Below are 26326 nucleotides of genomic sequence, written 5' to 3' on the forward strand. Positions count from 1 at the left end.
TCGAATACCTCGTCGGCCAAGACGGCCTCGTGTCCTTCCTCGAGGTCAACACCCGCCTGCAGGTCGAGCACCCCGTCACCGAGGAAACCTCCGGCATCGACCTCGTGCTGCAGCAGTTCCGCATCGCCAACGGCGAAGAGTTGTCGATCACCGAAGATCCCGAACCGCGCGGACACTCCTTCGAGTTCCGCATCAACGGTGAAGACGCCGGCCGCGGCTTCCTGCCCGCACCCGGACCGGTCACCACCTTCATCGCCCCCGAAGGCCCCGGCGTCCGCGTCGATTCCGGTGTCGAGTCCGGCTCGGTGATCGGTGGCCAATTCGACTCCATGCTCGCCAAGCTCATCGTCACCGGCGCCACCCGCGAGGAAGCACTCGCCCGCAGCCGCCGCGCGCTGGCCGAGTTCAAGGTCGAAGGCCTCGCCACCGTCATCCCGTTCCACGCCGCAGTGGTCTCCGACCCCGCGTTCATCGGCGACGGAGAATCCTTCGACGTCCACACCCGGTGGATCGAAACCGAATGGGACAACCAAGTTCCCCCGTTCACCGCAGCAGACGCACTCGACGACGACGAAGCACTGCCGCGCCAGAACGTGGTCGTCGAGGTCGGCGGCAGGCGCATCGAGGTGTCCCTGCCCGGCCAGTTCTCCCTCGGCGGCGGCGCAGCATCCGATGGTGCGATCCGCCGCAAGCCCAAGCCGCGCAAGCGTGGCGGCGGCGGCGCCGGTGCCGCATCCGGTGACGCCGTCACCGCACCCATGCAGGGCACCGTCGTCAAGGTCGCCGTCGAAGAAGGACAAGAAGTCGCCGAAGGCGACCTCATCGCCGTCCTCGAAGCAATGAAAATGGAAAACCCCGTCAACGCCCACAAAGCAGGCGTCGTCACCGGCCTCGCCGTCACTCCCGGCTCGGCGATCACCCAAGGCACCGTCCTCGCAGAGCTGAAGTAAGAACCCCTCTGGGACCACGAACGTCCGGGTTAGTCTGTCTCTCATGGCAGACAACCCGGACGTTCGCATCGGTACGGCCGAGCGCGAGCAAGCACTCGAAGCGTTGAGCAGACATCTCGGCGACGGGCGCCTGACGTTGCCGGAGTTCGACGAACGTAGTTCCGTCGTCTCTTCCGCCACGACGCGCGGCCAACTCGACGCGGTATTCGCGGATCTGCCATCCACGACGGTCACTCCTTCCGTCTCGAAGCCGTTGGAGAGGACCGCGTCGCAAACACCTGCCGCGGAGTCGTCCGACGACGACGGCTGGGACTGGCGCAAAGCGGTCATGGCTGCGACGCCGATCGTTGCGCTCGTTCTGTTCTTCGTCGTTCCCGTGTCGAACAGTTGGTTGTTCTTCCTGTTGATTCCTTTGGTCGGTGCCGTGATCTTCGGCGGAGACCGGTCGAACCGGAAGCGGGATCGACGGTGACGGCGCCGAAGGCCCTGTTGTTCGACGTGTTCGGCACGGTCGTCGACTGGCGCACGAGTGTGGCTGCCGCAGTCTCGTCGGCGCTGCCCGAGCTGCAGGATCCATATTCGTTCGCCGATCGGTGGCGCAGCCTCTATCAACCGTCGATGGAAGAGGTCAGATCCGGGTCACGCGAGTTCGTCCGGCTGGATGAACTGCACCGTGAAAGTTTGCGAACAGTGTTGTCGGAGCAGGACATCGAGCTACCCGACGCCGCTGTCGACGACCTCAACCTTGCGTGGCATCGCCTCGATCCCTGGCCGGATTCGGTCGACGGCATCACGCGGTTGAAGGAGCATTTCGTCGTCGCGCCACTGTCCAACGGCAACATCTCTCTGCTGCTGGACATGGCGAAGAATGCGGGTATTCCGTGGGACGCGATCCTCGGAGCCGAACCGGTGCGCGCGTACAAGCCCACGCCCGACGCCTATCTTCGTACCGCCGACATCCTCGGATTGCGGCCCGACGAGTGCATGATGGTCGCTGCACACAACAGCGACCTCGACGCCGCTCGCAACTGCGGTTTCCGCACCGCGTTCGTCTGCAGGCCGAGTGAGCATGGGCCGCAACAAAATTCGGATATGCGGCCCGAATCCGATTGGTCGTACAGCGTCGAATCGATCACCGAGTTGGCGACGGCATTGCACTGCTGACTCGTCAGTTCACCTCGGTCAGTGCTCCCCCGACCCACTGTTCGACGGCAGCGCGAGACTGCAATTGGACTATCGAAAGTTCCGGCCTGCGCTCGGCCACCGCGAGGACACGTTCGCCCGTGAGCGAGTGCGTCCTCCAGGCCCAGCGGATGATGTGGTCTTCCTCCCGGAAGATGCTGCGCAGCGGCGGTTCGATGTTGCCGTTCCACAACACTTCTCGACGCAGCCGCCGCCCGATCGTGCGCTGCGACACCTGGCGCATGACCGTAGTTCGCGGTAAGTCGAGCCAGACGAGCAGATCGGCGCGGTCCGCCAGCTTGTCTCGAACCGAACCGTACTGCCACTCGGTCACCCACGACGGTCTCGACGAGAACTCGTCCACTTCGGCCTCGAACGACGGGCGGGGCGTCCAGCCTGGACCGTGGAACAAGCCGTCGATCTCGATGTGCTCGGTGCCGAGGACTCGAGCAATCCGTGAGGCCAACGTCGTTTTCCCGGAACCCGACGTGCCGGCGACTATTACTCTCGACGGTCTGCCGGTCAGCGTGTCGGCGGGTCCGAGGATCACCGAAACACCCTACCCGTGCGTGCGAATGTATAGCCCGCTATACATTCGCACGCACGACCGGCAGTAGCGTAGGAGCGCGCCGCCCGGCCGAGCCAGTTCGGTCACTGACGGTAATCCTGATCCACACCCGTCGCCCAGCGCGAACATTCGACAGCGACGACATCCGTCCGCCCACGGAGAAAGTCACGCGCACCGGAATCCCCGACGGCCGTGGAGATGACGTCGTCCCAGTGTTCGCGTCCGAACACGACCGGATGACCGGGTACGCCGTCGAATACTGCTCGTGCAAGGTGCGACGGCGCATCGCGAGCAGCGTCCAAGACTGCACCGACGACGTCGCTCCCCACATCCGGCGTGTCGACGACGTGGACGACCGCGAAGGAAGCGTCACCGGCTGCACCCAACCCCGCGCGCAACGATGCGCTCAGCCCCTCACGCCATTTCGGGGCGTGGACCGCCTCCGCGCCGAGAGGCACCGGCACCGACGCAGCCCCGAGTACGACGAGCACTCGGCCGCAGCCGCCGTCGACCAGCGCACGAACGGCCGCGTTCAGCCACGCCCCGTCGTGCGCGAGTACTTTCGGTGAGCCGTACCGAGTTCCAGCACCGGCGGCGAGAAGCACTCCGACCGCGTCAGACGTCATTCACCAGTCCTTTCCGACTGCACCATTCTGCCCGCTCGAGTCGCGGTAACGGCCGTCATGGTCGATCCTGTTACCACTCGCCTGCAGCGTCGCAGGACCCATTACCTGCTGCCACCTGCGAGGTACCCATGTCCGTTCTTCCCACGAAGCGTCGCCGTGTTCATCCCGTCGACGAGGTTCTCCCCGTCCCGAAACTCGCCGCGTACGGATTTCAGCACGTCGTTGCCTTCTATGCGGGCGCAGTGCTGGTTCCGATCATCATCGGCAGCGCGATCGGACTGACCGACGAACAACTGATTCACCTGATCAACGCGGATCTGTTCACGTGTGGGATCGCGTCGATCATCCAGTCGGTGGGCTTCTGGAAAATCGGCGTGCGACTTCCGTTGCTGCAGGGCGTGACCTTCGCGGGCGTGTCACCCGTCATCGCGATCGCCATGGCAAACGGCGGCGGGACCGAAGGCCTTCTGTACGTCTACGGCTCCGTCATCGTCGCAGGTCTCGTCACGTTCTTCATGGCCCCGTACTTCAGTAGACTCCTCAGATTCTTCCCGCCGGTCGTGACTGGAACGGTGATCACGATCATCGGCGTCGCGTTGCTGCCCGTCGCTGTCAACGACGCAGTGACGAATCCTGCTACGCACGAACAAGATCCGACCAACGGCCGCTGGATGGCCTACGCCATCGGAACGCTCCTCGTCATCGTGTTGATCCAACGATTCTTCAAGGGCTTCATGGCGACGATCGCCGTCCTGCTCGGGCTCGTCGCGGGCAGCGCAGTCGCATTCGTGCTCGGAGACATGAACTTCGACCGTACGGGCGAGGCGTCGTGGGTCGGCTTCACCCAGCCGTTCCTGTTCGGCGTACCGAAATTCAGTGTCGTCGCGATCATCTCGATGATCGTCGTCATGCTGATCATCGCGGTCGAGACCACCGGCAGCGTCTACGCGACGGGTGAGATCGTCGGCAAGCGCATCAAGAAGGACGACATCGCCGCGACGCTTCGGGCAGACGGCGTCGCCACGGTCGTCGGCGGCACGTTCAATTCGTTTCCGTACACGGCATTTTCGGAGAACGTCGGACTGGTGCGCCTCACCGGAGTGCGAAGCCGGTGGGTGGTGGCGTCGGCCGGCGTCATCATGATGCTGCTGGGATTGCTTCCGAAAACGGCCGCCGTCGTCGCGTCCATTCCACCACCGGTTCTCGGTGGGGCCGCTCTGGCGCTGTTCGCGACCGTCGCCGTCGTCGGCATTCAGACGCTGTCGGCCGTCGATTTCACCGACCATCGCAACTTGATCGTCGTGGCGACCAGCCTCGGACTGGCAATGCTGGTCACCATTCAACCGAGCGTCGCCGACGGCGTCCCGGACTGGCTGGAGATGCTGTTCGGAAGCGGCATCGTTCTCGGAGCCGTCACCGCGATCGTGTTGAACATCGTGTTCTTCCACATCGGCAATCGTGGTCAGACCGTCGCCGGCGGTCCGGGCGACGGCATCACGCTGGATCGTGTCAACACGATGACCCACGACGACTTCGCCTCGACGTTCGGAGGCCTCGTCCAGGGGACACCGTGGGTGGTCGATCGTGCATACCAGCAACGACCGTTTGCCGACGCGCACAGCCTGCGCGAGGCTTTCCAGGAGGCCCTGCTGGCAGGCACGACCGAGGAACAGCTCGAGCTCATCAACAGCTACCCGGACCTCGGGAGCGAAGATGACACCGGCATGCCCGAGGCGGCCGATCACACGGGCCTGTCGAATCTCGACGAGGACGAGCACGACGACATCGTCGAACTCGCCACCGAGTATCGCCGGCACTTCGGATTTCCCTTGGTCATCTGCGCCCGCGAAACGGAACGGTACGACCGAGTGCTGGCGAACGGCTGGTCTCGTATCGAGAACGCGCCCGCCGCCGAGCGTTCGTTTGCGATGATCGAAATCGCCAAGATCGCCAACTATCGTTTCGACGACCTCGTCGCCGACGCCAACCCCATCGCCGCAGCCAGGTTCGGACGGTTGACCGACCGTACGTAGCGAGATACGAAAGAGACACGCGGTGTTACACGAGAACACAGGCCTGGAGGGTTTCAACAGGCTGACCGACCGACAGGCGATGCATGCGCTGTTCGAATGCTGCTCCTCGTCGATCTGGGCGCGACGTGTCGCGTCCGGCCGACCGTTCGCCAGCCGGGAAATGCTGTTGGACAGAGCCGATCGTGTGTTGGCCGAACTCCCCGAAGCCGAGATCGACAGGGCGCTCGACGGCCACCCGCGCATCGGAGCACAGGCCGACAATCCGTCGTCGCGGCGGGAACAGGCGGCGGTGCAGACCGCGGGCTCGGACGTTCTCGACGTGCTGGCGAAAGCCAACCGGGCGTACGAGGACAAGTTCGGGCACGTGTATCTCGTCTGCGCGACTGGCAGGTCGGCCACCGAGTTGCTCGCTATTCTCGAGGAACGACTGGGCAACGATCCCGAAACCGAACGACGGGTGATGCGCGTGGAACTGGCCAAGATCAACCGGATTCGTCTGCATCGCTTGCTGGGAGAAGACACATGACCGGCATCAGCACCCATGTTCTCGACGCCGTGCGCGGCACACCCGCCGTGGGAGTTCGCGTCGAGCTGTTCACCAACGGAGTCGAGATCGCGTCGGCTCTCACCGACACCGACGGCCGTGTGCCCGAACTACTTCCGGGTCCCGTCGACGAGGGCACGTACCGCCTGTCGTTCGACACCGGAACGTATTTCGACACACTCGGCACTCGGACCTTCTACCCGGAGGTGTCGATCTCGTTCGCAGTCGCCGATTCCGGTGCGCACTATCACGTGCCGTTGTTGTTGTCTCCGTTCGCCTATTCCACCTACCGCGGCAGCTGAAAAGAGGATTTCGCACGATGACCGACCTCGACGGCAAGATCGTCCTCGGCGCCAACCAGTACGGGAAGGCAGAGAACCGCGTCGTACGCATCTACCGGGACAGCCCGCGTCACGAGATCCACGACATCAACGTCTCGAGCGCTCTGCGCGGGGATTTCGCACCGGCACACCTGGTGGGCGATCAATCGACCGTCCTCCCCACCGACACGCAGAAGCAGACGGCGTACACGTACGCGAAGACGAAAGGTCTTCTCCATCTCGAAAGTTACGGCCTTGACCTCGCGCGGCATTACGTCGACGACGTCGAACCCGTCGACGGCGCTCGCATCGAACTGGAGGAGTACGCGTGGCAGCGTGTCGTGATCGACGGCGTCGAACACGACCACACGTGGACTCGTAAGGGCGAGGAGACGCGCACGTCGGCGGTGACGGTCGAGGGAAAGGGTGACAGCCAGAAGACGTGGGTGATCAGCGGTTTCAAGGACCTGGTCATCCTCAAGTCGACCGGTTCGGAGTTCGCCGGTTTCCTCGAGGACGAGTTGACCGTGCTCGAGCCGACGCACGACCGCGTCATGGCCACGTCGTTGATCGCGCAGTGGCGCTACACCCACATCGACGTCGACTGGGACGGCGTGTATGCGGGTGTCAAGGCCGCGATGATCGAACGCTTCGCCAACCTGCAGTCGTTGGCGCTGCAGCAGACCCTGTTCGCGATGGGGGAGGCAGTATTGCAGAAGTATCCGTTCATCGCCGAGATCCGGATGTCGGCGCCCAACAAACATCACTTCCTGTACGACATCGGCCGGTTCGGGGTCACGAACGACAACGAGGTGTTCAACGCCGAAGACCGCCCCTACGGACTCATCCAGGCCACCGTCGAGCGAGAGGACGCACCCGACGCCGGTAGCGCCTGGCGGACCTACTCGGTCGTGGGTTGACGGCTCTCGCGGGCGATGCCTCCGCGCTATCGCATCACCTGCTCCGCCCATTCGACGAGCGGGACGAGCGTCCGCCACGCCGTGCGCACGTGGTCGGCCGCCGCAGCCGTTTCGAGCCACGGCGGTGAACCGAAGTGCGTGCTCGCCGTCAGCGACTTGTGGCGCAGCAGGTCGATGCGCGGGTGGTCGAGTTCGTAGCCTCGCGGCTTGGTCTTCAGTTTGTCCCCGCCGATGTCGAATCCGGCCTCGGTCAGCGTCGACACCAGCCCTTCGAGTTCGGTGCCGCGTACCTCGTTGTCGACGGCGTCGCGAAACAGTGCGATGCCGTCGGTCGTCGCACCGTAGAAACCACCCGCGACGAACAGTCCTGCAGGATCGATCTGCACGTAGAAACCCAGGCTCGGACCGCGGGCGACGAAGCCTCCCTGATGCGTCTTGTACGGCGTCTTGTCCTTGGAGAACCGGACGTCACGGTACGGCCGAAATACCTTGCCGCTGCCGAACTCGCCTTCCAACTCGGCCAACAATTCGACCATCGGCACCTTGACCGAATCCTCGTAGACATCCTTGTGCGCGTTCCACCACGGCTTGCTGTTGTCCGCTTCGAGATCCTCGTAGAAGTCGAGCGCCGCGAACGGGAATCCGGTGAAAGCCATGCGGCGAGTCTAGGTGGCACGGTGAGCCGGTCCAGATTCACTCCGCAGGCTCCGCTCCTGATGTTTCGTGCGAGTTTCCACTCGATCGACGAAGAACCCTTCGTTCGTAACACGAGCTGACTACTGTTCGGCACAGACAGTCGTGCAGGTGAACCACACCGGCAAACCGCAGCGCCGAGAGCAGGTGCGTCATGGACTTGGGAACCATCGAGGACGTCGTGATCCCCACCGATCGTTCCGGCCTGCCTCCCGGCGCGCCCGACACGGCCGTCATCGCAGGTGGCACGTGGTTGATGTCCGAGAAGCAGGATCACCTGACGCGGTTGGTGGACATCACGGCACTCGGCTGGCCTGCTCTCGACGCCGGGTACGACGAACATGCGAGCGACGGCCTCGAGATCGCCGCAACCTGCACCATCGGTGAGCTCGCGGAGGCACGTTTCGACCGCGACTGGCCCGCAACCGCCCTGTTCTCGCAGTGCGCGACCGCCCTGCTCGCGTCGTTCAAGATCTGGAGGGTCGCGACGGTCGGCGGCAACATCTGCATGTCGCTGCCCGCGGGCTCGATGATCTCCATGGCGGTCTCGTTGGACGCCGTAGCGACGGTGTGGTCGTCGGACGGTTCCGATTACCGAATCCCCGTGGTCGATCTCGTCACGGGACCGCACGAGAACGCACTGAACGTCGGCGACGTCGTACGCAGCATCCATGTCCCCCGTCACGCGCTCGAAGCGACAACGGCATTCAGGAAGACGGCGCTGTCGCCGCTCGGCCGTTCGGCGGCGGTCGTGATCGGGCGAGTAGACCGCGACGGCCAGTTCGTTCTGTCGGTGACGGCCGCTACGGTACGCCCCCATGTGGTTCGCTTCCCGACGACGCCGTCCCCATCCGAACTCGAAGCGGCACTGCGACAGTCGATTCCGGACGACTCCTGGTACGACGACCCGCACGGCGCACCGGATTGGCGTCGGCACATCAGCATTCTTTCGGCACTGGACATCCTCGGGGAGCTGTCGTGAGATTCACACTGAACGGCATCGACGCCGACCACACACCGCGCCCGGGACAGTGCCTGCGCACACTGCTGCGCGAGAACGCACACTTCGAGGTCAAGAAAGGCTGCGACGCAGGCGATTGCGGTGCGTGTTCGGTGCTCGTCGACGGCCACCCCGTCCACTCCTGCATCTACCCGGCCTATCGCGCCGCAGGCCGACGCGTCGTGACGGTGGCCGGTCTCGGCACACCGGACGACCTTCACCCGATGCAGCGACGGTTCGTCGACGCGGGCGGTTTCCAATGCGGATTCTGCACTGCGGGAATGGTTCTCACGGCATCGACACTCGACGACGACGCCATCGCCGAACTACCGCAGCGTCTGAAGGGAAACCTGTGCCGCTGCACCGGATATCGGTCGATCGACGACGCAGTCCACGGCGTCGTCAACACCGAGAAACCTCAGGGTGGTCCGTCGTGCGGTCGTTCGCTTGCTGCTCCGGCCGGAACACGCATCGTCACCGGCACCGAGCCGTACACGATGGACTTCGCTCCCCCTGGCCTTCTGCATGCCAGCGTGCTCGGAAGTCCCCATCCCCACGCTCGAGTGGTGGCGATCGATACTTCCGCAGCCGAGGCGATCGCGGGTGTCCGGTTGGTTCTGACAGCGGCGGACAGCCCCGATCGACTGTTCTCGACGGCCCGTCACGATCAACGAAACGACGACCCCGACGACACTCGCGTCATCGACACGGTGATGCGGTTCAAAGGTCAGCGTGTCGCCGTGGTGGTCGCCGAAACTCTCGCTGCTGCCGAGGCCGGATGCCGTGCCCTCGTCGTCGACTACGAGATACTGCCCGCGGTGTTCGACACCGAGGCCGCGTCGGCACCCGGGGCACCGAAGATCCACGGCGACAAGAAACACGACGCGAGGATCGCGGACGCGTCGCGCAACCTCGTTGCCGAAGTGCACGGCGGCACAGGCGATGTCGAGGAAGCTGTCGCAGCAGCCGATACCGTCGTGACCGGGCGATGGCGAACGGGCCGGATTCAACACGTACACCTCGAGACACACGGCACCATCGGCTGGCGCGCCGACGACGGTCGCCTGAATCTCCGTACCAGCACTCAGGTCCCGTTCCTCGTCCGCGACGAGGTCTGCGAGATCTTCGGCCTCGATCGCGACGAGGTCCGTGTGTTCACCGCCCGCGTCGGCGGGGGCTTCGGCGGCAAGCAAGAACTTCTGACCGAAGACATCGTGGCACTGGCCGTTCTGCGCACCGGTTCGCCCGTGCAGTTCGAATTCACACGCCGAGACGAGTTCACGGTGTCGCCGTGCCGCCACCCGTTCCAGGTCGACGTCACGGCTGCGGCGTCCGCGGACGGCACCCTGACGGCACTGGCGATCGACGTCGTCACGGACGCGGGCGCGTACGGCAACCACAGTCCAGGCGTGATGTTCCACGGCTGCGGCGAATCGATCGCCGTGTATCGGTGCGCGAACAAGCGCGTCGACGCGAAGAGCGTGTACACCAACAACATTCCGTCGGGTGCGTTCCGCGGCTACGGGCTCGGGCAGGTCATCTTCGCGGTCGAATCGGCGTTGGACGATCTCGCCCGCGACCTCGACATCGACCCGTTCGAGTTCCGTCGCCGCAACGTCGTCGTACCCGGTGACCCGCTCGTCGCAGCCCACGTCGAGGGCGACGACCTGGTCTACGGCAGTTACGGTCTCGACCAGTGCCTCGACCTGGCCGAACAGGCTCTCCGGCGAGGCAACGGAGTGGAACCGCCGGAGGGGTGGAAGGTCGGGGAGGGCATGGCCGTCGCGATGATCGCGACGATCCCGCCCCGAGGCCACCATTCCGAGGCGTCCGTCGCGTTGCAGCCGGACGGACGCTACGAGGTGCGCATCGGCACAGCCGAATTCGGCAACGGCACGACGACCGTGCACACCCAGATTGCCGCCACCGCACTCGGAACGTCACCGGACCGCATCGTCGTCCGCCAATCCGACACGGACGCCACGACGTACGACACCGGAGCCTTCGGATCCGCGGGAACCGTCGTCGCAGGCAAGGCACTGCACGCGGCGGCGACGCGTATGGCCGACCGCGTCGTGGACATCGGTGCGTCTGTGTCCGGTTGCCCTCGCGAGACGTGCACGCTCGGGCCGCAGGGCGTGCAGTGCGGTGACCGATTCGTCTCGCTCGACGACATTCTCGCCGCGTCGGGCGGAACCCTCGTCGCCGACGGTGACAGCGGCGGCGTCCCCCGATCACTCGCCTTCAACGTGCACGCATTCCGTGTCGCCGTCGACGAAGGGACCGGCACCGTCCGCATCCTGCAGTCCGTTCAGAGCGCCGACGCAGGCACCGTCATGAATCCGCAGCAATGCCGCGGGCAGGTCGAAGGCGGTGTGGCTCAGGGCATCGGAACCGCGATGTACGAGGAAATGAAGACCGACGGCGCCGGAACGGTCGTCACCGATTCGATTCGCAGCTACCACGTTCCGCAGTTCGCCGACATCCCGCGCACCGAGGTCTATTTCGCCGACACGTACGACACTCTTGGTCCGTTCGGCGCCAAATCGATGAGCGAATCGCCGTACAACCCGGTGGCCCCTGCCCTCGCGAACGCGATCAAGGACGCCGTCGGCTCCAGACTCTACGAGCTACCGTTGTCGTCCGATCGTGTCTGGAGGTCGCTCGGCGAGATGTCGACGGACGACTGAGCCGCGGGAACTTTCCAGTTCTTCGTCACCCTCCAGTACAGGTACGAGATCAGTCCGATCGGAATGGGCAGCAACCACGTCGCACATCGGAACAGTAGGACCGCGGCCACGAGTTGCGCCTGATCGCTCGCGACCAGTCCTGCGCCGAGCACCGCGACCAGCGCGGCTTCGGCGATTCCGAGTCCGCCCGGCGTCGGCGCGACGAACGCCGCGAGCCACATCGCACCGAACGCGACGACGATTCGATCCCACCCGACCACGTCCTGGCCGATGCCGCACATCCGTACCGCCACCCCGAGCACGAGTGCACCGAGCAGTTGGGACAGCAGCATCGTCGCAGTCAGCGACCGCCAGCAGGTGCGCACCCGATTGTTGACGTGCGCACGGAAATCCGACACGGCCTGTTCCATGTCTCTCGGATGTACCCGCGACAGGTGTCTGGCCGCGGCGTTGCGCATCCGCGTCAGCAGTCGACCTACTCGACGCGCGAATCCGTCGTCGACGATGATCGCCGCGATCAACAGGCACACGGCTGCCACGACGACGCACGACGCCACGGCGACCCATACAAGGGAACCGGACCCGGTACCGAACACCACGAGGATCACGAGCGCGATCGACATCAACACGTAGCGGGTGAGGTTCGTCCAGATGCCGACGGTGATGATCGACGTCGTGCTGTCGACGGCGCGAAAGCCCCACGACCGATACATGGCGAATGTCAAACCCGTTGCGACAGTGCCACCTTCGGGCACGGTGTTGGCCAGAGCAAGCGACGCGGTGCGAGCGACGCCGGCTTGCGCCGTCGTCAGTCCGGGGAGTGTGTACGCCATCGGCCGCAGCATCGACGCCAGGTACAGCAGCCCGAGCGCACACACGACGACCACCTCGGTCACGGTGATCCCGCCCACGGCCTCGGAAACCGCGCCTGTCTTGCCGACCGAGCGATAGAGCAGCCACATGACCAGCGCCACGACGCCGTACGACAATCCGGCCGACGCGATCTTTCGGACACCGATGCGGTTCATCGGGCGTAGAACGTCTGCAGAATGATCGTGCTGCGGGTCTGCACGTTGGCCGTCGCTCTGATCTCCTGCAGCAGGTGTTCGAGACTGCGCGGCGAGTCGACGCGCACCAACAACACGTAGCTCTCCTCGCCCGCCACGGAGTGGCACGAGTAGATCGCCGGGATGTGCTTCAGCCGCGCGGGAGCGTCGTCGGGCTGGGCAGGATCGATCGGCGTGATGGCCACGAACGCGGACAACGGTCGTCCCAACGCCTCGTCGTCGACCTGGGCCGTATAGCCGCGAATGACGCCGCGCGATTCGAGACGACGCACCCGCGACTGCACCGCGGACACCGACAGACTCGCTTTCTCCGCCAACGTCGCGAGGGTGGCACGGCCGTCGGCGACGAGTTCGTCGACGATCAATCGGTCGACCCGATCGAGATTTTCGCTCACCTGCGCAAATCTAGCTCAGAACGCGCAGTTCGGTTTACGATGCGTCGGTGACGTCCTGGCCGGAGCGAGCCCGAGACCTCGCCGACACGGTGCTCTTTCCCGCCGCCGACGCAGTCGACGCAGCGGGAGAAATTCCGCGCAGCCATTTCGATGCTCTTGCCGCCGCGGGCTTCTACGGCTTGGCGGCGCGCGACGACGGCCCCGACATGTCCGAACTGCCGGACATCTTCGAAACACTGTGCGGCGCCTGCCTTTCCACCGCGTTCACGTGGATGCAGCACGGCGGAGTCGTGATGTCCCTCGCGAACAGCCCGAACGAGGGGCTCAGAAACAAGTACTTCGACGAGCTCGTCGACGGCTCCATGACAGCAGGCGTCGCATTCGCCGGTGCCATTCCGAGGCCGCCCAAGTTGTACGCGCGCCGTGAGGCTTCCGGATACGTCCTCGACGGATCGGCACCTTTCGTATCCGGATGGGGCATCGTCGACGTGGTCCAGTTGTCGGCGCGCGACGAGTTCGACGATTCGATCGTCCATGCCATCGTTTCCGCACAGGCAGTCGACGGCACCGACACCGGTAGCCTGACCGTCGAGCCGCTGACGTTGATCGCCGCCGACGCGAGCAACACCGTGCGTCTGCGCTTCGAGAACTTCCACGTCGACGACGCGTCTGTCGTGTCGGTCGTCACGGACTCGCAGTTCCAGGCAGGTCAGCTCTACGGATCGTGGATCAACGGATGCATGGCGATGGGCATCGCACGACGCTGCATCCAGCAGATGGAGGAGTTGGGCGTCGACGTCGACGCGTACCGGCGGCTGCATGCCGGCGCTCGCGCGAACTTCGACGACGCGCTCGCGGGCCGGTACGACATGTTCTGCGCGCGGGCAGACGCGTCGGAACTGGCGGTGCGCACCGCGGCCGCGCTCGTCGCGGCTACCGGCAGCAGCGCGTTGGTCGGCCACGGGACCGCCGAACGACTGATGCGGGAGGCGACGTTCACGCTCGTCGCCGCGAGCAGGCCGCAGATGAAGACGGCGCTGCTGAAAGGGTTGTCAGGCGAACGGACGGGGTCAGGCGAAGAGCGGGGGTAGCACGAACACCATCACGGTCGACCAGGTGACATGCGTGATGATCGGCGCCAGGATGCCACCGGATGCACGCCGCTGCAGCGCGAGAACGAACCCGAGTGTGATGGCCGCGAACGCCAACATCGGATTGCCGCTGGCGAGCGTGACGACGGTGTAGACGAGCGTCGTGATGACGACGGCCTTGTTCCTGCCGATGGCGGCGTACAGCGCGCCGCGGAAGAAGATTTCCTCGGCGACGCCGTTGAGCAGCGTGATGAACACGATCAGCGCCAGCGAACCGAATCTGGCGTGGGCCAGGACGTTCTCGGTGAAGTCGGCCAACGGCGGAATCTCCCGCACGATCAGCGCGCCGACGACGAACACCGCGCCTGCCAGCAATCCGATGACGATCGGCGTGATGATCGGACGTCTCATCGATTCGTTGAAGCGAATCCGTCCGAGATGGAGCGGTCCGGACGCGAACCCTCCCACGATCCATGCAGCCGCGAGACCGAGCGTCAACGGGTAGAACGCGCTGTCTCCCGGCCTGACCGACAGTGAAACACCCAGAAGCGTCGCACCGACCACGAGAGTCACGACCACCACGATGCGTCGCCGCAGGAAGGCCTTGTCGGTTTCGTCGTGGTTTCTGTCGACCTTGTCGACGAGTGCGGATCGCATCACGTCGACGACGCTGGACTGCCAGCCCGGCATCAGACCTCCCCTGTTCGATCGTGACTCGCTCGGTCCTTCGTCGTGCGTCGCGCTGTCATCATGCGTCGCATTGCCGATCGTGCCCGTTCGGAAACGTCCTGCGCGACATCGAGGTGAGTGCGCACGACCGCCGCGACCGGCCACGAGTAGAGCAGCGTACGCGCGCCGAGGGCCTCGAGCAGGCTCCATGTCCGCCGTGACGACGCCGCGACGCCGTACCGGCGAATGCCGAGGGCGTCACCTCCGCTCCACGCCGCATCGGTGTTCGCGAGGCGTAACGGATCCTTGAGCGCCGCCACCCCAGGTGGCGTGCCGACACTGCCGCGAACGCTGCGGCGCATCGCGTCCTCGATCGTGGTCAGTCCACCGTCGGGCTCGCCTGCGATGTCGCGGATTCTGTTCTCGGACGTCGTCATCGTGTTGTGCAGCGACTCGACGAGATCTTCGGCCAACCCGTCGGGAACCGGAATGATCTTTCCGATGACGCGCCCTGCGAGGCTGGTCGGCACGCCGGGCGTCGGCACCCCGATGCGCGTCAGTCCGGCGGCATCGACGTAGGCGAACAACAGATCGCGGTACGGCACCGTGTCGGGGCCGCCGATGTCGTACGCGCCGGCCGGCACGGTGGATCGAGAGGCGAGCAGGTAGAACAACACGTCGTCGACCGCGATCGGTTGCACGGGGTGGTCCAGCCAGTCCGGCAACGGCAGGATCGGAAGTCGGTCGGCGAGGTACCGCAACATCTCGTACGACGTCGACCCTGCGCCGATGACGATCGCGGCTTTCAGCCAGACCACCTCGACATCGTCGACGGCGAGCGCTCGCCCCACGTCGGCGCGACCGGCGAGGTGTTCCGACAGCTCTTCGTCGTCGGGAACGAATCCGCCCAGATACACGATGCGCCGAACACCCGCTGCGGATGCGGCCTCTCCGAAGTGACGAGCCGCGCTCGTGTCCTGGGTACGGTAGTCGGCCTCACCGATGCCGTGGACGAGGTAGTAGGCGACGTCGACGGGTCCGGCTTCTCGAAACGCGGATTTCAGCGACACGGGGTCGCCTGCATCGAGTTCGACGGTGTCCACCCGGTCGCGCCAGTCGAACGCGTCGAGCGTTTCCGGGGTACGGGACGCCGCGCACACCGAGTCACCGGCCGCCAACAACGACGCGATCAACCGGGAACCGATGTAGCCACTCGCTCCGGTGACGAGAATGTTCATGACTCGAGGCTAGCGTCGAATGCGCGCGGAGGCCGTGGCGTTGCAGGCCGTCGCGTCGTCGGCTGCGGCGTTGTCGGCTGTGGCATTGTCGTGTGCATGGCACTGGTGCTGGCAGGCGTCCGACTCCCCGACCCCGTCGACGGAAAGTCGGCGGTCGGCTTCGGGATCGGCGTGGTGAAAGCGAGCGCCCGATGGGCCCGCGAGTCGGTGACGTTCGCGGTCGAACTGCCGGGACGCATCAGTGCGCTGCTCGACGAAGCCGCCGTGCTCGTCGCCCGGATAGACGCCGTCGTCGACGCCGCGCAGCGCCTGATCGACCGAACGGGAGGTGTCATCGATCGCGTGGACAGCGTCGTCGACGGGGCTGCGTCGACCACCCGAGCAGCGAACGACGTGGTGCTGACGGCCGGGGCGACCTCCACCACCGCACTCGAATTGGTGGAATTGTTCGATCCGATTGCTCAACAGTCCGCCCCGTTCGCCAAGAAATTCGTCGACCATCTGTCCGAGGACGAGGTCGACGCGGCCATCGAGATGGTCGACCAACTCCCCGGGCTCGTGAAACACATGGAAGCGGTCATTCCCATTCTGGCCACGCTCGACACCGTGTCGCCGGAAATTCACGAACTGCTCGCCGTCACGAAAGATGTTCGACGCGCAGTCATCGGCATCCCCGGGTTCAAGTTCTTCCGCAACCGAGGCGAGGAGAAGCTCGCCGACGAGGAAGACCACCACTAGATCCCCTCACACGAACGCGAATTCGTCACCGCCGTGATACTTGGTCAGCGTCTCGGAGATGGTACGGCGTGACGGCGGATGAAACGCGTACGCCTGAATGGCAGCCGCGAGGTACCCGATCTCGGGCGACTTGATGAATCCGATGCCGCCGAGCGACTCCATCGCAGCAGAGCTCGCACGCACCAGAGCGTCGCGAATCGCGATGCGGCAGAACAGAAGTCGGGCGGACAAATCCTGCCCCCGCGCCCCGGAATCGAATTCCCACGCCACGGATTCGATTGCAGCCATGCCGTTCTCGATATCGGCCGCCGCCCTGGTGTAGCCCTCGAAGTCGCCCTTGTCCGCCGCGAGGAGTTTCTCCAGCAGCATCGACGCGGCGCCGAGGTAGTTGGCCGTGATCAGCATGCCGAACCACAGGTAGCCCGTCATCTCGTGAATGCCGTCGGGATCGTCGTCGATGTTGAGCAGCACGAAACTTGCCGGCACCTCGACGTCGTCGAGCTTCACCTCGTCGCTCTGCGCGCCGGCGAGGATGTCGGTGTCCCAGAACCGGTTCACGGTCACCCCGTCCAGATTGGACGGAATCAACGCGACTGCACGCTCGCCGTCCTTGTCGCCGACGCCTTCGACCTCGACACTCGCGGTCAACAGATCCATCGAACCCGACAAGCTACAGGGCTTCTTGCTGCCGTTGATGATGTACGTATCCCCCCGCTTCGTCGCCTTCATCGTGGGGATGAACACGCTGCCGCCCGGATTTCCCTCGGAGAAGCCCGATGCGATGACGGCTCGCTGCTCGACGAGCGCCGCGATCAACGCACGGTCGTCGTCGGACGCCTCCTGCGCGAATTCGTTCAGCGACGCAATGGACAGATGATGCATGGTCGTCGCCGCACCGAGCGACGGCGACCGCGACCCGATGGCCCGCTGCGCGCGGACCGCGTCGAGTGCCGTCGCACCCAACCCCCCGAGATTCTTCGGAACGATGAGGGCGGTACCCCCGGCTTCTCGGAATTTTGCAATGGCATCACCGCTACGACCTTCGAGATCGGCCAAGGGCGTTTCGTCCAAATAGTCCAGAAGACCCGGAAGATATTTCTCCAGAATTTCGCGTTCTCGAACCATCAATGCAGTCATGTTTCTCCTTCGATGAATACAAGAGTGATATGCACACGAGCGGTTCGCACCGTGGGCATGACTGAACAGCGACAATCGAATTCGCAACCGGACGGCGATCTACCCGCAGTCTCACCTGCCGAAACCTCCGGTTCGAGGTTTTTTGTGTCGATGGAAACCGGGTTGCGAGTTTGTTTTGTCCGTAAAAAGAGTTTCGATCTGCGGAAATGGAAATTTCCGCTCCGAATTCGTTCTCCACACCCATCCGATTACGCACCCGCGCCGAACTACTTCTCGAGTTCGCGACCATCGAATCTACGTAGTGCTCGACTTCCGTGCACCCGACGATGCCCTAGGAGACCAGGGACAGATGACCGTAAACCGATTGATCAAGAGACTCGACGGCGACGACCGCGTCGAATTGCTTCGCTCCGTTCGTGACGCCGACGTCAGCCCCTATTTCCGCGTCATGGAATCGGCAACCGCGCCCGTCGTACAGGTCGAAGGCGTGGACAAGATCATGTTGGGTTCCAACAACTATCTGGGACTCGCCGATCACCCCGACATCAAACGCGGCGCCCGAGAGGCGCTGGACACCTTCGGCTCCGCCATCACCGGGAGCCGACTGCTCAACGGCACGATGGATCTCCACCTCGAATTGGAGAACGAGATCGCCGAATGGCATGGCACCGAGGGGGCCATGGTGTTCACCACCGGCTATCAGACGAACGTCGGCACGATCAGCGCTGTCGTCGGCAAACAGGACGTCATCGTCGTCGACTCCGCAGCGCACGCGTCGATTCGCGACGGAAGCCAGCTGTCCGGTGCCCGAATTCGCAAGTTCGCACACAACGACCTGCAGGATCTCGAAGCCAAGCTGCAGGAACCGGTCGACGGCGACGGTGCCGTCCTGGTCATCGTCGACGGTCTGTATTCGATGGAAGGTGATCTCGCTCCGCTCGACGAGATCACCGCCCTGTGCACGAAATACGGTGCAGCACTGATGGTCGACGAGGCACACAGTCTCGGCGTATACGGCGACCGACTGACCGGCGCCGCCGAACTGTTCGGAACCGAGAACGACACCGACATCCGTATGGCCTCGCTGTCGAAGAGTCCCAGTTCCACCGGCGGATTCATCGCAGGCTCGAACGACCTGCTCGACACACTGCGCATCCACGCCCGCGCCTTTCTGTTCACGACGTCGGGGGTGCCGGCAGCAGTGGGCGCTTCCCTCGCGTCGGTCAAACTCATCCGCAGCGACGAAGGTCGTCAACGCGCCGACCGCGTACTGCACAACGCAGAAACACTACGAAAAGGACTGGCCGACGCCGGTCTCGACGTCGGCGCGCGATCGAGGACACCGGGCGGTGACGCCGCGTCTCCGATCGTGTCACTGCACGTCGGCGACGATCTCGTCGCAATGAGCCTGTGGCGCACACTGTTCGACCGAGGCATCTTCACCAGCGCGGCTCTGCACCCTGCAGTCCCACGCGACGGGGCCCTGTTGCGGCTGTGCGCGATGGCGTCGCACACGGATTCGCACATCAGGACCGCGATCGAGACCATCACCGACACGGTCGCCGAAAGCCGCGCGGAGCTGCCGTCGTGACACTTCGCATCGCGGTGACCGGAGCGACGAGCGACTTCGCTCGGGCGATACTCCCTGGCTTGCTCGACGACGACGACGTCGAGTCGGTCGTGGGAATCGCGCGTCGACGGACCCCCCTCGTGCACCCCAAATTGCAGTCCGTTCGGTCCGACATCCGATCTCCGGAGATGGAACACATCTTTCGGGGGTGCGACGTCGTCGTCCATCTCGCGTTCGTCGTGGAGGAGCTGCGCGACAAACGAACGACACACGACATCAACCAGCGCGGATCGCGCAACGTGCTCGACAGCGCGTACCGCGCAGGCGTACGACGCATGGTCATCGCGTCGAGCATCAACGCGTACGGCCCGGACATCCACGACGAGCCTCTGACCGAGAAGGACTATCCCGCAGGCGATCCCGACCGGTACTACTTCCACGACAAGGCCGAGGTCGAGCACTACGCGGAATGGTGGCTGCGGCGACACCCGGGCGAGATGGCTGTCAGCATGCTCCGGCCGACGTACATCATCGGTCCCGACTTCTCCAACGACGGCATCGATCAGTTCACGTCCACGATCGGCGCATTCCCACAGGCTGATCGCGCGTCGTACCAGTTCCTGCATCAACACGACCTCGCCGACGCGTTCCACCGGGCGGTGAAACAGAATCTCGACGGACCGTACAACGTCGGGCCACGCGACTGGACAGGCGTGCGTGAACTCGCTGCGATGCAGGGTCAGAGGCTGTTCGACGTGCCTGAACGTGCGGCCGTCGTCGCCGCGAACATCGCCTTCCGTCTGGGCCTCACGCCGTTCTCGGGCCAATGGGTGACGGCAGGCGAACCCGTCGTCGACTCTACGGCCCTGCACACGGCCACCGGATGGTCGCCGACGCTGACGTCGCGAGAATGCGCGGCAATCATGATCCTGCTGCAGGGACGGCCGATTCTCCTGCCCGAATACGCTCTCGAACGCGACGCCGCGTGTGAGGCAGCCCTGGCACCGGCATCGGCAGTCGTGGGCGTCGCCGCAGGTGAACACGTTCAACTGCGGACACCCGACGGAAGTGTGCACTGCGAAGTGCATCGTGGGGGTGGGCGCAGGACGATCGTCCTGCCTGCCCGACCTGGCTCACACGCTCGCTATTGCACTCCGCTGGCCGTGGAACTGCGAGAGCGCGGGTACGACGTCGTCGCGGTCGATCCACCGGGGCACGGGCTCAGCACCGGCCCTCGCGGCCGCGTCGACCAGGCGCAGTTCGACAGGGCTGTCACCGAAGCCGTCGAATATGCGCGGCGCACGTTCGGTGGACCGATATCCATCGTCGTCGACGAGGGCACCCGCTCGCCGTCACCCGACGACCCCTTGGTCCCGACGCGTGTGCGGGGCCGCGTGTCCGTCGCGACCTACAGACGGCACGCACGATCGACGACGTCATCGCGCACATCGGGCCCGCAGGCGCTGCCACCAGCCAGGCCGCGCCGTCGGCGCCGCAGACGATTCGGGGCTAGACGCACGGGAGGCCCGGGCAGCGGCGTCGACTGCGGCCCGGTTCACCCGCCACTGCTCGACCCACGCGTCGACGTCGACCGGAGAGATGGGAATCAACGGAGGCGACGGCACCCGAATCCAGGCGACGACGCGGGCGTTCAGATCGCGCAGATGGCTGCGGACCGACTCCTCGAGCCGCATGTCGATCAGGACGGCCGGAAGTTTCTCGATTTCCTTGCGTAGCTGCAACGATTCGGGCAGGAGCGCATCGGTGGACAGGTTCTCTCGTTTCAGATAGCCCTTGATCCACCACAACTCGTCGTGCGGACCGGTCCCCTTCGGGATCGGCTTGCCTGCGCCCTCGAGGTTCTCGAACGCGCCCTGCTCCTGCGCTTCTCGAATCTGCTTGTCGACGAACGACTCGAAAGTGACGCCGTGCTTCTTTCTTTCCGTCACACATCGATGATGCCTGTCGGGCGCCTTCGGCGCACGTGAGTACTTATGTAGAGCAGGCTCTACATAAGTACTCACATGGGGCTCAGCCGTACTGCTCGACCAGGCGATCGAACTCGGCCCGGTCGATCAGCTGCGGCTCGCCGATGGCCAGTGCCTGCGCGTACTTCGCGGCCAGGTGGTAGTCCCGCCCGAGGGGACCCCGCTCACCGTCGTCTTCCTGAACGCTGGCCCCCGGCGGAACTTCGTTCTGCAGGCCGTTGGTTTCCTTGCCCAGTCGAGCGTCGAGTTCTGCGGTGATCTTCTGCATGATCTCTTGGTCGTCGGTCATGGCTGGTCCAGTACCCAGCGAGCGCCGTCCCCACACGTTCGAGGTTCGTTGTCGGTGCCTCGGGGCATCATGGTCGAATGGCCCGAAAAGTAGAGACCGACGCGACGGCGGCACTCGCGCGTTTCTCCGCGCCGACGCAGGAGTGGTTCGCCGGCGCGTTCCACAGTCCGACGTCCGCGCAGGCAGGGGCCTGGGAAGCAATCTCGAGCGGTCGCCACACGTTGGTCGTCGCGCCGACCGGTTCGGGCAAGACGCTGTCGGCGTTCCTGTGGTCCATCGATCAGCTGGCCACCCGGGACGTTCAGGCCGAACGCAAGACGAAAGTTCTCTACATCTCGCCGCTGAAGGCCCTTGCGGTCGACGTCGAACGCAACCTGCGCGCACCGCTCGTCGGTGTCACGCAGACGGCCAAGCGTCTCGGCCTCGAACCGCCGGACATCTCCGTCGGTGTCCGATCGGGCGACACGAGTCAGGCAGACCGCCGCACCATGATCAAGACTCCCCCGGACATCCTCATCACCACCCCGGAGTCACTGTTTTTGATGCTGACGTCGTCGGCGCGCGAGGCTCTGACGCTCGTCGACACCGTCATCGTCGACGAGGTCCATGCCGTCGCAGGCACGAAGCGCGGGTCGCACCTCGCGCTCTCGCTCGAACGCCTCGACCTGATGCTGCCGAAACCCGCGCAACGCATCGGCCTGTCCGCGACGGTCCGGCCGCACGAGGAGGTCGGCCGATTCCTCACCGGCGCTGCGCCGATCGAGATCGTCGCCCCGCCTGCGCCGAAGACGTTCGACCTCACGGTGCAGGTGCCGGTCGAGGACATGACCGAGCTCGGTGTCACCACGCCCGCCGAAGGAGACGCGTCGGCCGCGCCGCAGCAGGGGTCCATCTGGCCACACGTCGAGGAGAAGATGGTCGATCTGATCCTCGACCACAAGTCGTGCATCGTCTTCGCCAACTCGCGTCGCCTGGCCGAACGTCTGACGGCCCGACTCAACGAGGTGTACGCCGAGCGACTCGGCGACGGAATCGACACCGCACACGGGCCCGCATCGCAGCTCGGCAGCTCGGGCGAGGTCAATCACGGGGCCGAGCCGCTTCTCGCACGCGCCCATCACGGCAGCGTCAGCAAGGATCAGCGCGCCCTCATCGAGGACGACCTCAAATCCGGCCGACTGCGATGCGTCGTCGCCACCAGCAGTCTCGAGCTCGGAATCGACATGGGCGCAGTCGATCTCGTCGTCCAGGTCGAAGCACCCCCGTCCGTGGCGAGCGGACTCCAGCGCGTCGGACGCGCCGGCCACCAGGTGGGTGAGATCTCGAAAGGCGTGCTCTTCCCGAAGCATCGCACCGATCTGATCCACTGCGCCGTCACCGTCGAGCGGATGACGACCGGCAAGATCGAAGCGCTTGCCGTACCGGCCAATCCGTTGGACATCCTCGCGCAGCAGACCGTTGCGGCGTGTGCACTCGAGCCCATCGACGCACACGACTGGTTCGACGCGGTCCGGCGCACCGGCAGCTTCGCGACCCTGCCGCGCTCGGCCTACGAGTCGACGCTCGACCTGCTGTCCGGTCGCTATCCGTCGGACGAATTCGCCGAACTACGTCCTCGCCTGGTGTGGGATCGCGACGCCAACACCCTCACCGGCCGTCCCGGGTCGCAGCGGCTTGCCGTCACGTCCGGCGGTTCGATCCCCGACCGCGGACTGTTCACGGTGTACATGGTCGGCGAAAAGGCCTCTCGCGTAGGCGAACTCGACGAGGAAATGGTCTACGAATCGCGCGTCGGGGATGTGTTCGCACTCGGCGCCACCAGTTGGCGCATCGAGGAGATCACCCACGACCGCGTGCTCGTCAGCCCCGCGTACGGTCAGCCCGGGCGTCTGCCGTTCTGGCACGGCGACGGCCTCGGCCGTCCCGCCGAACTGGGTCGGGCTCTCGGCGAGTTCCTCCGCAGTACGTCCGAACGCGAGGGCCTCGACGCGCGACTGAGCGGCGACGGTCTCGACGCCAACGCGGTCACCAACCTGATCTCGCTTCTCGACGAACAGAAGGAGACGACCGGGCAACTTCCCACGGACCGCACGATGATCGTCGAACGGTTCCGCGACGAACTGGGCGATTGGCGCCTCGTGCTGCACTCGACCTACGGCCAGCAAGTGCATGCCCCGTGGGCACTCGCGATCGGCGCGCGGCTGATCGAGCGCTACGGCATCGACGCGGCACCGACGGCGTCCGACGACGGCATCATCGTCCGACTCCCCGACACCGACGACAATCCGCCCGGCGCCGACCTGTTCGTGTTCGACAGCGACGAGATCGCCGACATCGTCACCGAGCAGGTCGGTGGTTCGGCGCTGTTCGCATCGCGCTTCCGTGAATGTGCCGCGCGCGCACTGCTTCTTCCCCGACGCAATCCGGGAAAGCGTGCACCCCTGTGGCAGCAGCGACAGCGCGCGTCGCAACTGCTCGATGTCGCCCGCCGCTATCCGACATTCCCGATCCTGCTCGAGACCGTGCGCGAATGCCTGCAGGACGTGTACGACCTCCCTGCTCTCGAAGAGATCCTTGCGCAGATCGGGCGTCGGCAGATCCGGATCGTCGAGGTCGAGACACCGTCGCCGTCGCCGTTCGCCAACTCGTTGCTGTTCAACTACGTCGGCGCATTCATGTACGAGGGCGACAGTCCGCTCGCCGAACGTCGTGCGCAGGCATTGTCGCTGGACTCCGCGCTGCTCGCCGAGTTGCTCGGACGCGTCGAACTGCGGGAACTGCTCGATCAGTCGGTCATCGAGACCACCGAACTCGAACTGCAACGCCTCGTGCCCGATCGGCGCGCGAAGGACATCGAAGGCGTCGCCGACCTCCTGCGTTTGCTCGGCCCGCTCACCGCCGACGAGGTCGATGCCAGGACCCACGGCGACGAGTCGCGACTCTGGCTGGACGAACTGGTCTCGGCCAGACGAGCGTTGGAGGTCACGTACGCCGGGAACACGTGGTGGGCCGCGATCGAAGACGCCAGCCGCCTGCGCGACGCGCTCGGTGTACCCCTTCCGATCGGAACGCCCAACGCGTTCATCGAACCGGTCGACGACCCGATGACCGATCTGATCAGCCGCTACGCCCGTACGCACGGACCGTTCTCGGTCGACGACGTCGCAGCACGGTTCGGTATCGGAACCGCCGTCGTACGTGGTGTATTGGCAACCCTCGGCGCCGACAAGCGCGTCGTCGAAGGCGAGTTCCGGCCCGAGAAGACCGGAAGTGAGTGGTGCGACGCCGAGGTGCTGCGCAGGCTCCGCCGACGGTCTCTCGCGGCCGCTCGACAGGAAGTGGAACCTGTCGGCACCGCGACCCTCGGACGCTTCCTCCCGGCGTGGCAACACGTCGACAGTCGCCAGCTCAGTGGCATCGACGGAGTGGCGTCGGTCGTGGAACAGCTTGCGGGAGTGCCCATTCCGGCGTCGGCGTGGGAGTCGCTCGTTCTGTCGTCGCGCGTGCGCGACTACTCCCCCGCGATGCTCGACGAACTGACCTCCACCGGTGAGGTGGTCTGGTCCGGCCACGGGTCCATCAGCTCGAAGGACGGCTGGGTCTGTCTGCACATGGCCGACACGGCGCCCCTGACATTGGCGCCGCCTGCCGAAGCCGACCTGTCGGAGTTGCAGATCAACGTGCTCGACGCCGTCGCGGCAGGCGGCGCGTACTTCTTCCGCCAACTGTCCGACACCGTCGGCAGCACCGACGACGACAGCCTGGTCGCAGCATTGTGGGAGCTCGTCTGGGCCGGCCGCCTCAGCAACGACACGTTCGCGCCGTTGCGCGCCCTGCTGAACGCCACCACCACCAGGTCGGCGCCGAGCCACCGGGCGCCCAGACGCACACCGCGTCTGCGGTCGTATCGGCGATTCGAACGTCCGACGCTGCCGTCACGCAGCGGTCCGCCGACGGCAGGCGGACGCTGGTCCCGTGTCCCCGAACTCGAACCGGATCCGACCGTTCGCGCGCACGCGACCGCCGACGTGCTGCTCGAACGGTACGGCGTCGTGACGCGGGGTTCCGTCATGAACGAGGGAATCCCGGGCGGGTTCGCGACGATGTACAAGGTGCTGACGACATTCGAGGATTCCGGTCGCAGCCGACGCGGCTACTTCGTGGATTCGCTCGGCGGCGCACAGTTCTCGACATCCGAGGTCGTCGACCGGTTGCGCAGCTACGACGAGCGGGAGAAGACGGGCGCCGTCGTTCTGGCTGCGTGTGATCCCGCCAACCCGTACGGCGCCGCGCTGCCGTGGCCGAAGCCCGACGACGACGTCGACACCCCGCGACACCGACCGGGGCGCAAAGCAGGTGCACTCGTTGTCCTGCACGAGGGCGAACTCACTCTGTTCGTCGAACGAGGAGGAAAGACCGTGTTGACGTTTTCCGACGACGAGGAGGTCACCGCGACGGCCGCACAGGCATTGGCCGCGACGGTGAAGCGCGGCGGCGTCGACAAGCTGCTCGTCGAACGCGTCGACGGACACGACATCCACGGCACCGACTTCTCGAAAACGCTTGTCGCAGCAGGTTTCTCTGCGACGCCGCGCGGCCTCAGGCTGCGGGGGTAGCC

General features: G+C 65.2%; 23 protein-coding genes and 1 pseudogene. 14 read left to right on the forward strand and 10 right to left on the reverse strand.

Annotation, left to right across the window (positions count from 1 at the left end; genetic code table 11):
• The 3 genes from HQ354_RS19740 to HQ354_RS19750 all read left to right on the forward strand — a co-directional run.
• The coding region (locus HQ354_RS19740) for a biotin/lipoyl-containing protein (protein ID WP_222635396.1) at positions 1–950 on the forward strand (950 nt) is incomplete at its 5' end.
• 43 nt (positions 951–993) lie between these two features.
• The gene (locus tag HQ354_RS19745; RefSeq protein WP_222635397.1) at positions 994–1422 is read left to right on the forward strand and encodes a DUF1707 domain-containing protein; all 429 of its coding nucleotides are present in this window, start codon (positions 994–996) and stop codon (positions 1420–1422) included.
• A complete protein-coding gene (locus HQ354_RS19750) occupies positions 1419–2114 on the forward strand; it encodes a haloacid dehalogenase type II (RefSeq protein ID WP_114332414.1) in 696 nt (231 codons plus the stop codon). Before HQ354_RS19745 ends, HQ354_RS19750 begins: the two co-directional genes overlap by 4 nt.
• Positions 2115–2118: 4 nt before the next feature.
• Here HQ354_RS19750 and HQ354_RS19755 read toward each other — a convergent pair whose 3' ends face one another.
• Together HQ354_RS19755 and HQ354_RS19760 are read right to left on the reverse strand one after the other, a co-directional pair.
• A complete protein-coding gene (locus tag HQ354_RS19755) occupies positions 2119–2682 on the reverse strand; it encodes an AAA family ATPase (protein ID WP_308115278.1) in 564 nt (187 codons plus the stop codon).
• Between the two features lie 101 nt (positions 2683–2783).
• A complete protein-coding gene (locus HQ354_RS19760; protein WP_068431918.1) occupies positions 2784–3326 on the reverse strand; it encodes an NTP transferase domain-containing protein in 543 nt (180 codons plus the stop codon).
• Positions 3327–3454: 128 nt separating this feature from the next.
• Here HQ354_RS19760 and uraD (HQ354_RS19765) point away from each other — a divergent pair, with 128 nt between their 5' ends.
• Genes uraD (HQ354_RS19765) through pucL form a run of 4 tightly spaced genes read left to right on the forward strand, consistent with a single transcriptional unit; the run spans position 3455 to position 7143 of the window.
• Positions 3455–5359 carry a 2-oxo-4-hydroxy-4-carboxy-5-ureidoimidazoline decarboxylase gene (gene uraD / locus HQ354_RS19765; RefSeq protein ID WP_068431921.1) on the forward strand — a complete coding sequence of 635 codons (1905 nt, stop codon included), beginning with the start codon at positions 3455–3457 and terminating at the stop codon, positions 5357–5359.
• A 22-nt stretch (positions 5360–5381) separates the two neighbouring features.
• A complete protein-coding gene (gene uraD, locus HQ354_RS19770) occupies positions 5382–5885 on the forward strand; it encodes a 2-oxo-4-hydroxy-4-carboxy-5-ureidoimidazoline decarboxylase (protein ID WP_084424102.1) in 504 nt (167 codons plus the stop codon).
• Entirely contained in the window at positions 5882–6205 is a 324-nt protein-coding gene (uraH, locus tag HQ354_RS19775; protein ID WP_068431924.1) for a hydroxyisourate hydrolase, read from the forward strand. The genes uraD (HQ354_RS19770) and uraH overlap by 4 nt, the downstream gene beginning before the upstream one ends.
• A 17-nt stretch (positions 6206–6222) precedes the next feature.
• On the forward strand, positions 6223–7143 hold the full coding sequence (pucL, locus tag HQ354_RS19780; RefSeq protein ID WP_222635398.1) for a factor-independent urate hydroxylase: 921 nt from the start codon (positions 6223–6225) through the stop codon (positions 7141–7143).
• A 26-nt stretch (positions 7144–7169) separates the two neighbouring features.
• Here pucL and HQ354_RS19785 read toward each other — a convergent pair whose 3' ends face one another.
• The gene (locus tag HQ354_RS19785) at positions 7170–7799 is read right to left on the reverse strand and encodes a DUF2461 domain-containing protein (RefSeq protein WP_222635399.1); all 630 of its coding nucleotides are present in this window, start codon (positions 7797–7799) and stop codon (positions 7170–7172) included.
• A gap of 191 nt (positions 7800–7990) precedes the next feature.
• Between HQ354_RS19785 and HQ354_RS19790 the strand changes: the two genes are divergently transcribed.
• Both HQ354_RS19790 and HQ354_RS19795 read left to right on the forward strand, forming a co-directional pair.
• Positions 7991–8818, forward strand: coding sequence for a xanthine dehydrogenase family protein subunit M (locus tag HQ354_RS19790; RefSeq protein WP_222635400.1), 828 nt, complete (start codon positions 7991–7993; stop codon positions 8816–8818).
• A complete protein-coding gene (locus HQ354_RS19795; RefSeq protein ID WP_222635401.1) occupies positions 8815–11526 on the forward strand; it encodes a molybdopterin-dependent oxidoreductase in 2712 nt (903 codons plus the stop codon). Before HQ354_RS19790 ends, HQ354_RS19795 begins: the two co-directional genes overlap by 4 nt.
• On the opposite strand, the gene HQ354_RS19800 is transcribed toward HQ354_RS19795, so the two are convergent.
• Together HQ354_RS19800 and HQ354_RS19805 are read right to left on the reverse strand one after the other, a co-directional pair.
• Positions 11460–12554, reverse strand: a complete 1095-nt coding sequence (locus tag HQ354_RS19800; protein WP_222635402.1) for a YbhN family protein — start codon at positions 12552–12554, stop codon at positions 11460–11462. The two genes, HQ354_RS19795 and HQ354_RS19800, sit on opposite strands and share 67 nt — an antisense overlap.
• The gene (locus tag HQ354_RS19805; protein WP_222635403.1) at positions 12551–12988 is read right to left on the reverse strand and encodes an Lrp/AsnC family transcriptional regulator; all 438 of its coding nucleotides are present in this window, start codon (positions 12986–12988) and stop codon (positions 12551–12553) included. The genes HQ354_RS19800 and HQ354_RS19805 overlap by 4 nt, the downstream gene beginning before the upstream one ends.
• 47 nt (positions 12989–13035) lie before the next feature.
• Here HQ354_RS19805 and HQ354_RS19810 point away from each other — a divergent pair, with 47 nt between their 5' ends.
• Positions 13036–14079 carry an acyl-CoA dehydrogenase family protein gene (locus HQ354_RS19810; RefSeq protein WP_068431944.1) on the forward strand — a complete coding sequence of 348 codons (1044 nt, stop codon included), beginning with the start codon at positions 13036–13038 and terminating at the stop codon, positions 14077–14079.
• On the opposite strand, the gene HQ354_RS19815 is transcribed toward HQ354_RS19810, so the two are convergent.
• Both HQ354_RS19815 and HQ354_RS19820 read right to left on the reverse strand, forming a co-directional pair.
• A complete protein-coding gene (locus HQ354_RS19815; RefSeq protein ID WP_068431946.1) occupies positions 14059–14769 on the reverse strand; it encodes a CPBP family intramembrane glutamic endopeptidase in 711 nt (236 codons plus the stop codon). The two genes, HQ354_RS19810 and HQ354_RS19815, sit on opposite strands and share 21 nt — an antisense overlap.
• Entirely contained in the window at positions 14769–15986 is a 1218-nt protein-coding gene (locus HQ354_RS19820; RefSeq protein WP_222635404.1) for an NAD(P)H-binding protein, read from the reverse strand. Before HQ354_RS19820 ends, HQ354_RS19815 begins: the two co-directional genes overlap by 1 nt.
• Positions 15987–16082: 96 nt before the next feature.
• Here HQ354_RS19820 and HQ354_RS19825 point away from each other — a divergent pair, with 96 nt between their 5' ends.
• On the forward strand, positions 16083–16724 hold the full coding sequence (locus HQ354_RS19825) for a ribulose 1,5-bisphosphate carboxylase large subunit (protein ID WP_068431952.1): 642 nt from the start codon (positions 16083–16085) through the stop codon (positions 16722–16724).
• A gap of 6 nt (positions 16725–16730) precedes the next feature.
• On the opposite strand, the gene HQ354_RS19830 is transcribed toward HQ354_RS19825, so the two are convergent.
• Positions 16731–17861: an acyl-CoA dehydrogenase family protein gene (locus HQ354_RS19830; RefSeq protein WP_068431955.1), complete on the reverse strand. Its 1131-nt coding sequence runs from the start codon at positions 17859–17861 to the stop codon at positions 16731–16733.
• A gap of 349 nt (positions 17862–18210) precedes the next feature.
• Here HQ354_RS19830 and HQ354_RS19835 point away from each other — a divergent pair, with 349 nt between their 5' ends.
• Together HQ354_RS19835 and HQ354_RS19840 are read left to right on the forward strand one after the other, a co-directional pair.
• Positions 18211–19452 carry an aminotransferase class I/II-fold pyridoxal phosphate-dependent enzyme gene (locus tag HQ354_RS19835; protein WP_222635405.1) on the forward strand — a complete coding sequence of 414 codons (1242 nt, stop codon included), beginning with the start codon at positions 18211–18213 and terminating at the stop codon, positions 19450–19452.
• Entirely contained in the window at positions 19449–21167 is a 1719-nt protein-coding gene (locus HQ354_RS19840; protein WP_308115279.1) for an NAD-dependent epimerase/dehydratase family protein, read from the forward strand. The genes HQ354_RS19835 and HQ354_RS19840 overlap by 4 nt, the downstream gene beginning before the upstream one ends.
• Positions 21168–21194: 27 nt before the next feature.
• Here the strand turns inward: HQ354_RS19840 and HQ354_RS25935 are convergent.
• Positions 21195–21455: pseudogene (locus tag HQ354_RS25935) on the reverse strand (DUF1992 domain-containing protein); the annotation flags it as partial.
• 7 nt (positions 21456–21462) lie between these two features.
• The gene (locus HQ354_RS19850) at positions 21463–21708 is read right to left on the reverse strand and encodes a modification methylase HgiDII (RefSeq protein ID WP_068431965.1); all 246 of its coding nucleotides are present in this window, start codon (positions 21706–21708) and stop codon (positions 21463–21465) included.
• A gap of 77 nt (positions 21709–21785) precedes the next feature.
• Between HQ354_RS19850 and HQ354_RS19855 the strand changes: the two genes are divergently transcribed.
• A complete protein-coding gene (locus tag HQ354_RS19855; RefSeq protein WP_222635406.1) occupies positions 21786–26324 on the forward strand; it encodes an ATP-dependent helicase in 4539 nt (1512 codons plus the stop codon).
• Positions 26325–26326: the final 2 nt, after the last annotated feature.

Source organism: Rhodococcus sp. BP-261, assembly GCF_019835205.1.
GTDB classification, from domain to species: domain Bacteria; phylum Actinomycetota; class Actinomycetes; order Mycobacteriales; family Mycobacteriaceae; genus Rhodococcoides; species Rhodococcoides kyotonensis_B.

Bases quoted from the DNA above. Each gene is read 5' to 3' on its own strand.
- HQ354_RS19815 (WP_068431946.1), bottom strand. From the start codon at position 14,769: ATGCCGGGCTGGCAGTCCAGCGTCGTCGACGTGATGCGATCCGCACTC.
- HQ354_RS19820 (WP_222635404.1), bottom strand. From the start codon at position 15,986: ATGAACATTCTCGTCACCGGAGCGAGTGGCTACATCGGTTCCCGGTTG.
- HQ354_RS19835 (WP_222635405.1), top strand. From the start codon at position 18,211: ATGACCGTAAACCGATTGATCAAGAGACTCGACGGCGACGACCGCGTC.
- HQ354_RS19745 (WP_222635397.1), top strand. From the start codon at position 994: ATGGCAGACAACCCGGACGTTCGCATCGGTACGGCCGAGCGCGAGCAA.
- HQ354_RS19830 (WP_068431955.1), bottom strand. From the start codon at position 17,861: ATGACTGCATTGATGGTTCGAGAACGCGAAATTCTGGAGAAATATCTT.
- pucL (WP_222635398.1), top strand. From the start codon at position 6,223: ATGACCGACCTCGACGGCAAGATCGTCCTCGGCGCCAACCAGTACGGG.
- HQ354_RS19785 (WP_222635399.1), bottom strand. From the start codon at position 7,799: ATGGCTTTCACCGGATTCCCGTTCGCGGCGCTCGACTTCTACGAGGAT.
- HQ354_RS19850 (WP_068431965.1), bottom strand. From the start codon at position 21,708: ATGACCGACGACCAAGAGATCATGCAGAAGATCACCGCAGAACTCGAC.
- uraD (WP_068431921.1), top strand. From the start codon at position 3,455: ATGTCCGTTCTTCCCACGAAGCGTCGCCGTGTTCATCCCGTCGACGAG.
- HQ354_RS19825 (WP_068431952.1), top strand. From the start codon at position 16,083: ATGGCACTGGTGCTGGCAGGCGTCCGACTCCCCGACCCCGTCGACGGA.
- HQ354_RS19790 (WP_222635400.1), top strand. From the start codon at position 7,991: ATGGACTTGGGAACCATCGAGGACGTCGTGATCCCCACCGATCGTTCC.
- HQ354_RS19760 (WP_068431918.1), bottom strand. From the start codon at position 3,326: ATGACGTCTGACGCGGTCGGAGTGCTTCTCGCCGCCGGTGCTGGAACT.
- HQ354_RS19800 (WP_222635402.1), bottom strand. From the start codon at position 12,554: ATGAACCGCATCGGTGTCCGAAAGATCGCGTCGGCCGGATTGTCGTAC.
- uraH (WP_068431924.1), top strand. From the start codon at position 5,882: ATGACCGGCATCAGCACCCATGTTCTCGACGCCGTGCGCGGCACACCC.
- HQ354_RS19855 (WP_222635406.1), top strand. From the start codon at position 21,786: ATGGCCCGAAAAGTAGAGACCGACGCGACGGCGGCACTCGCGCGTTTC.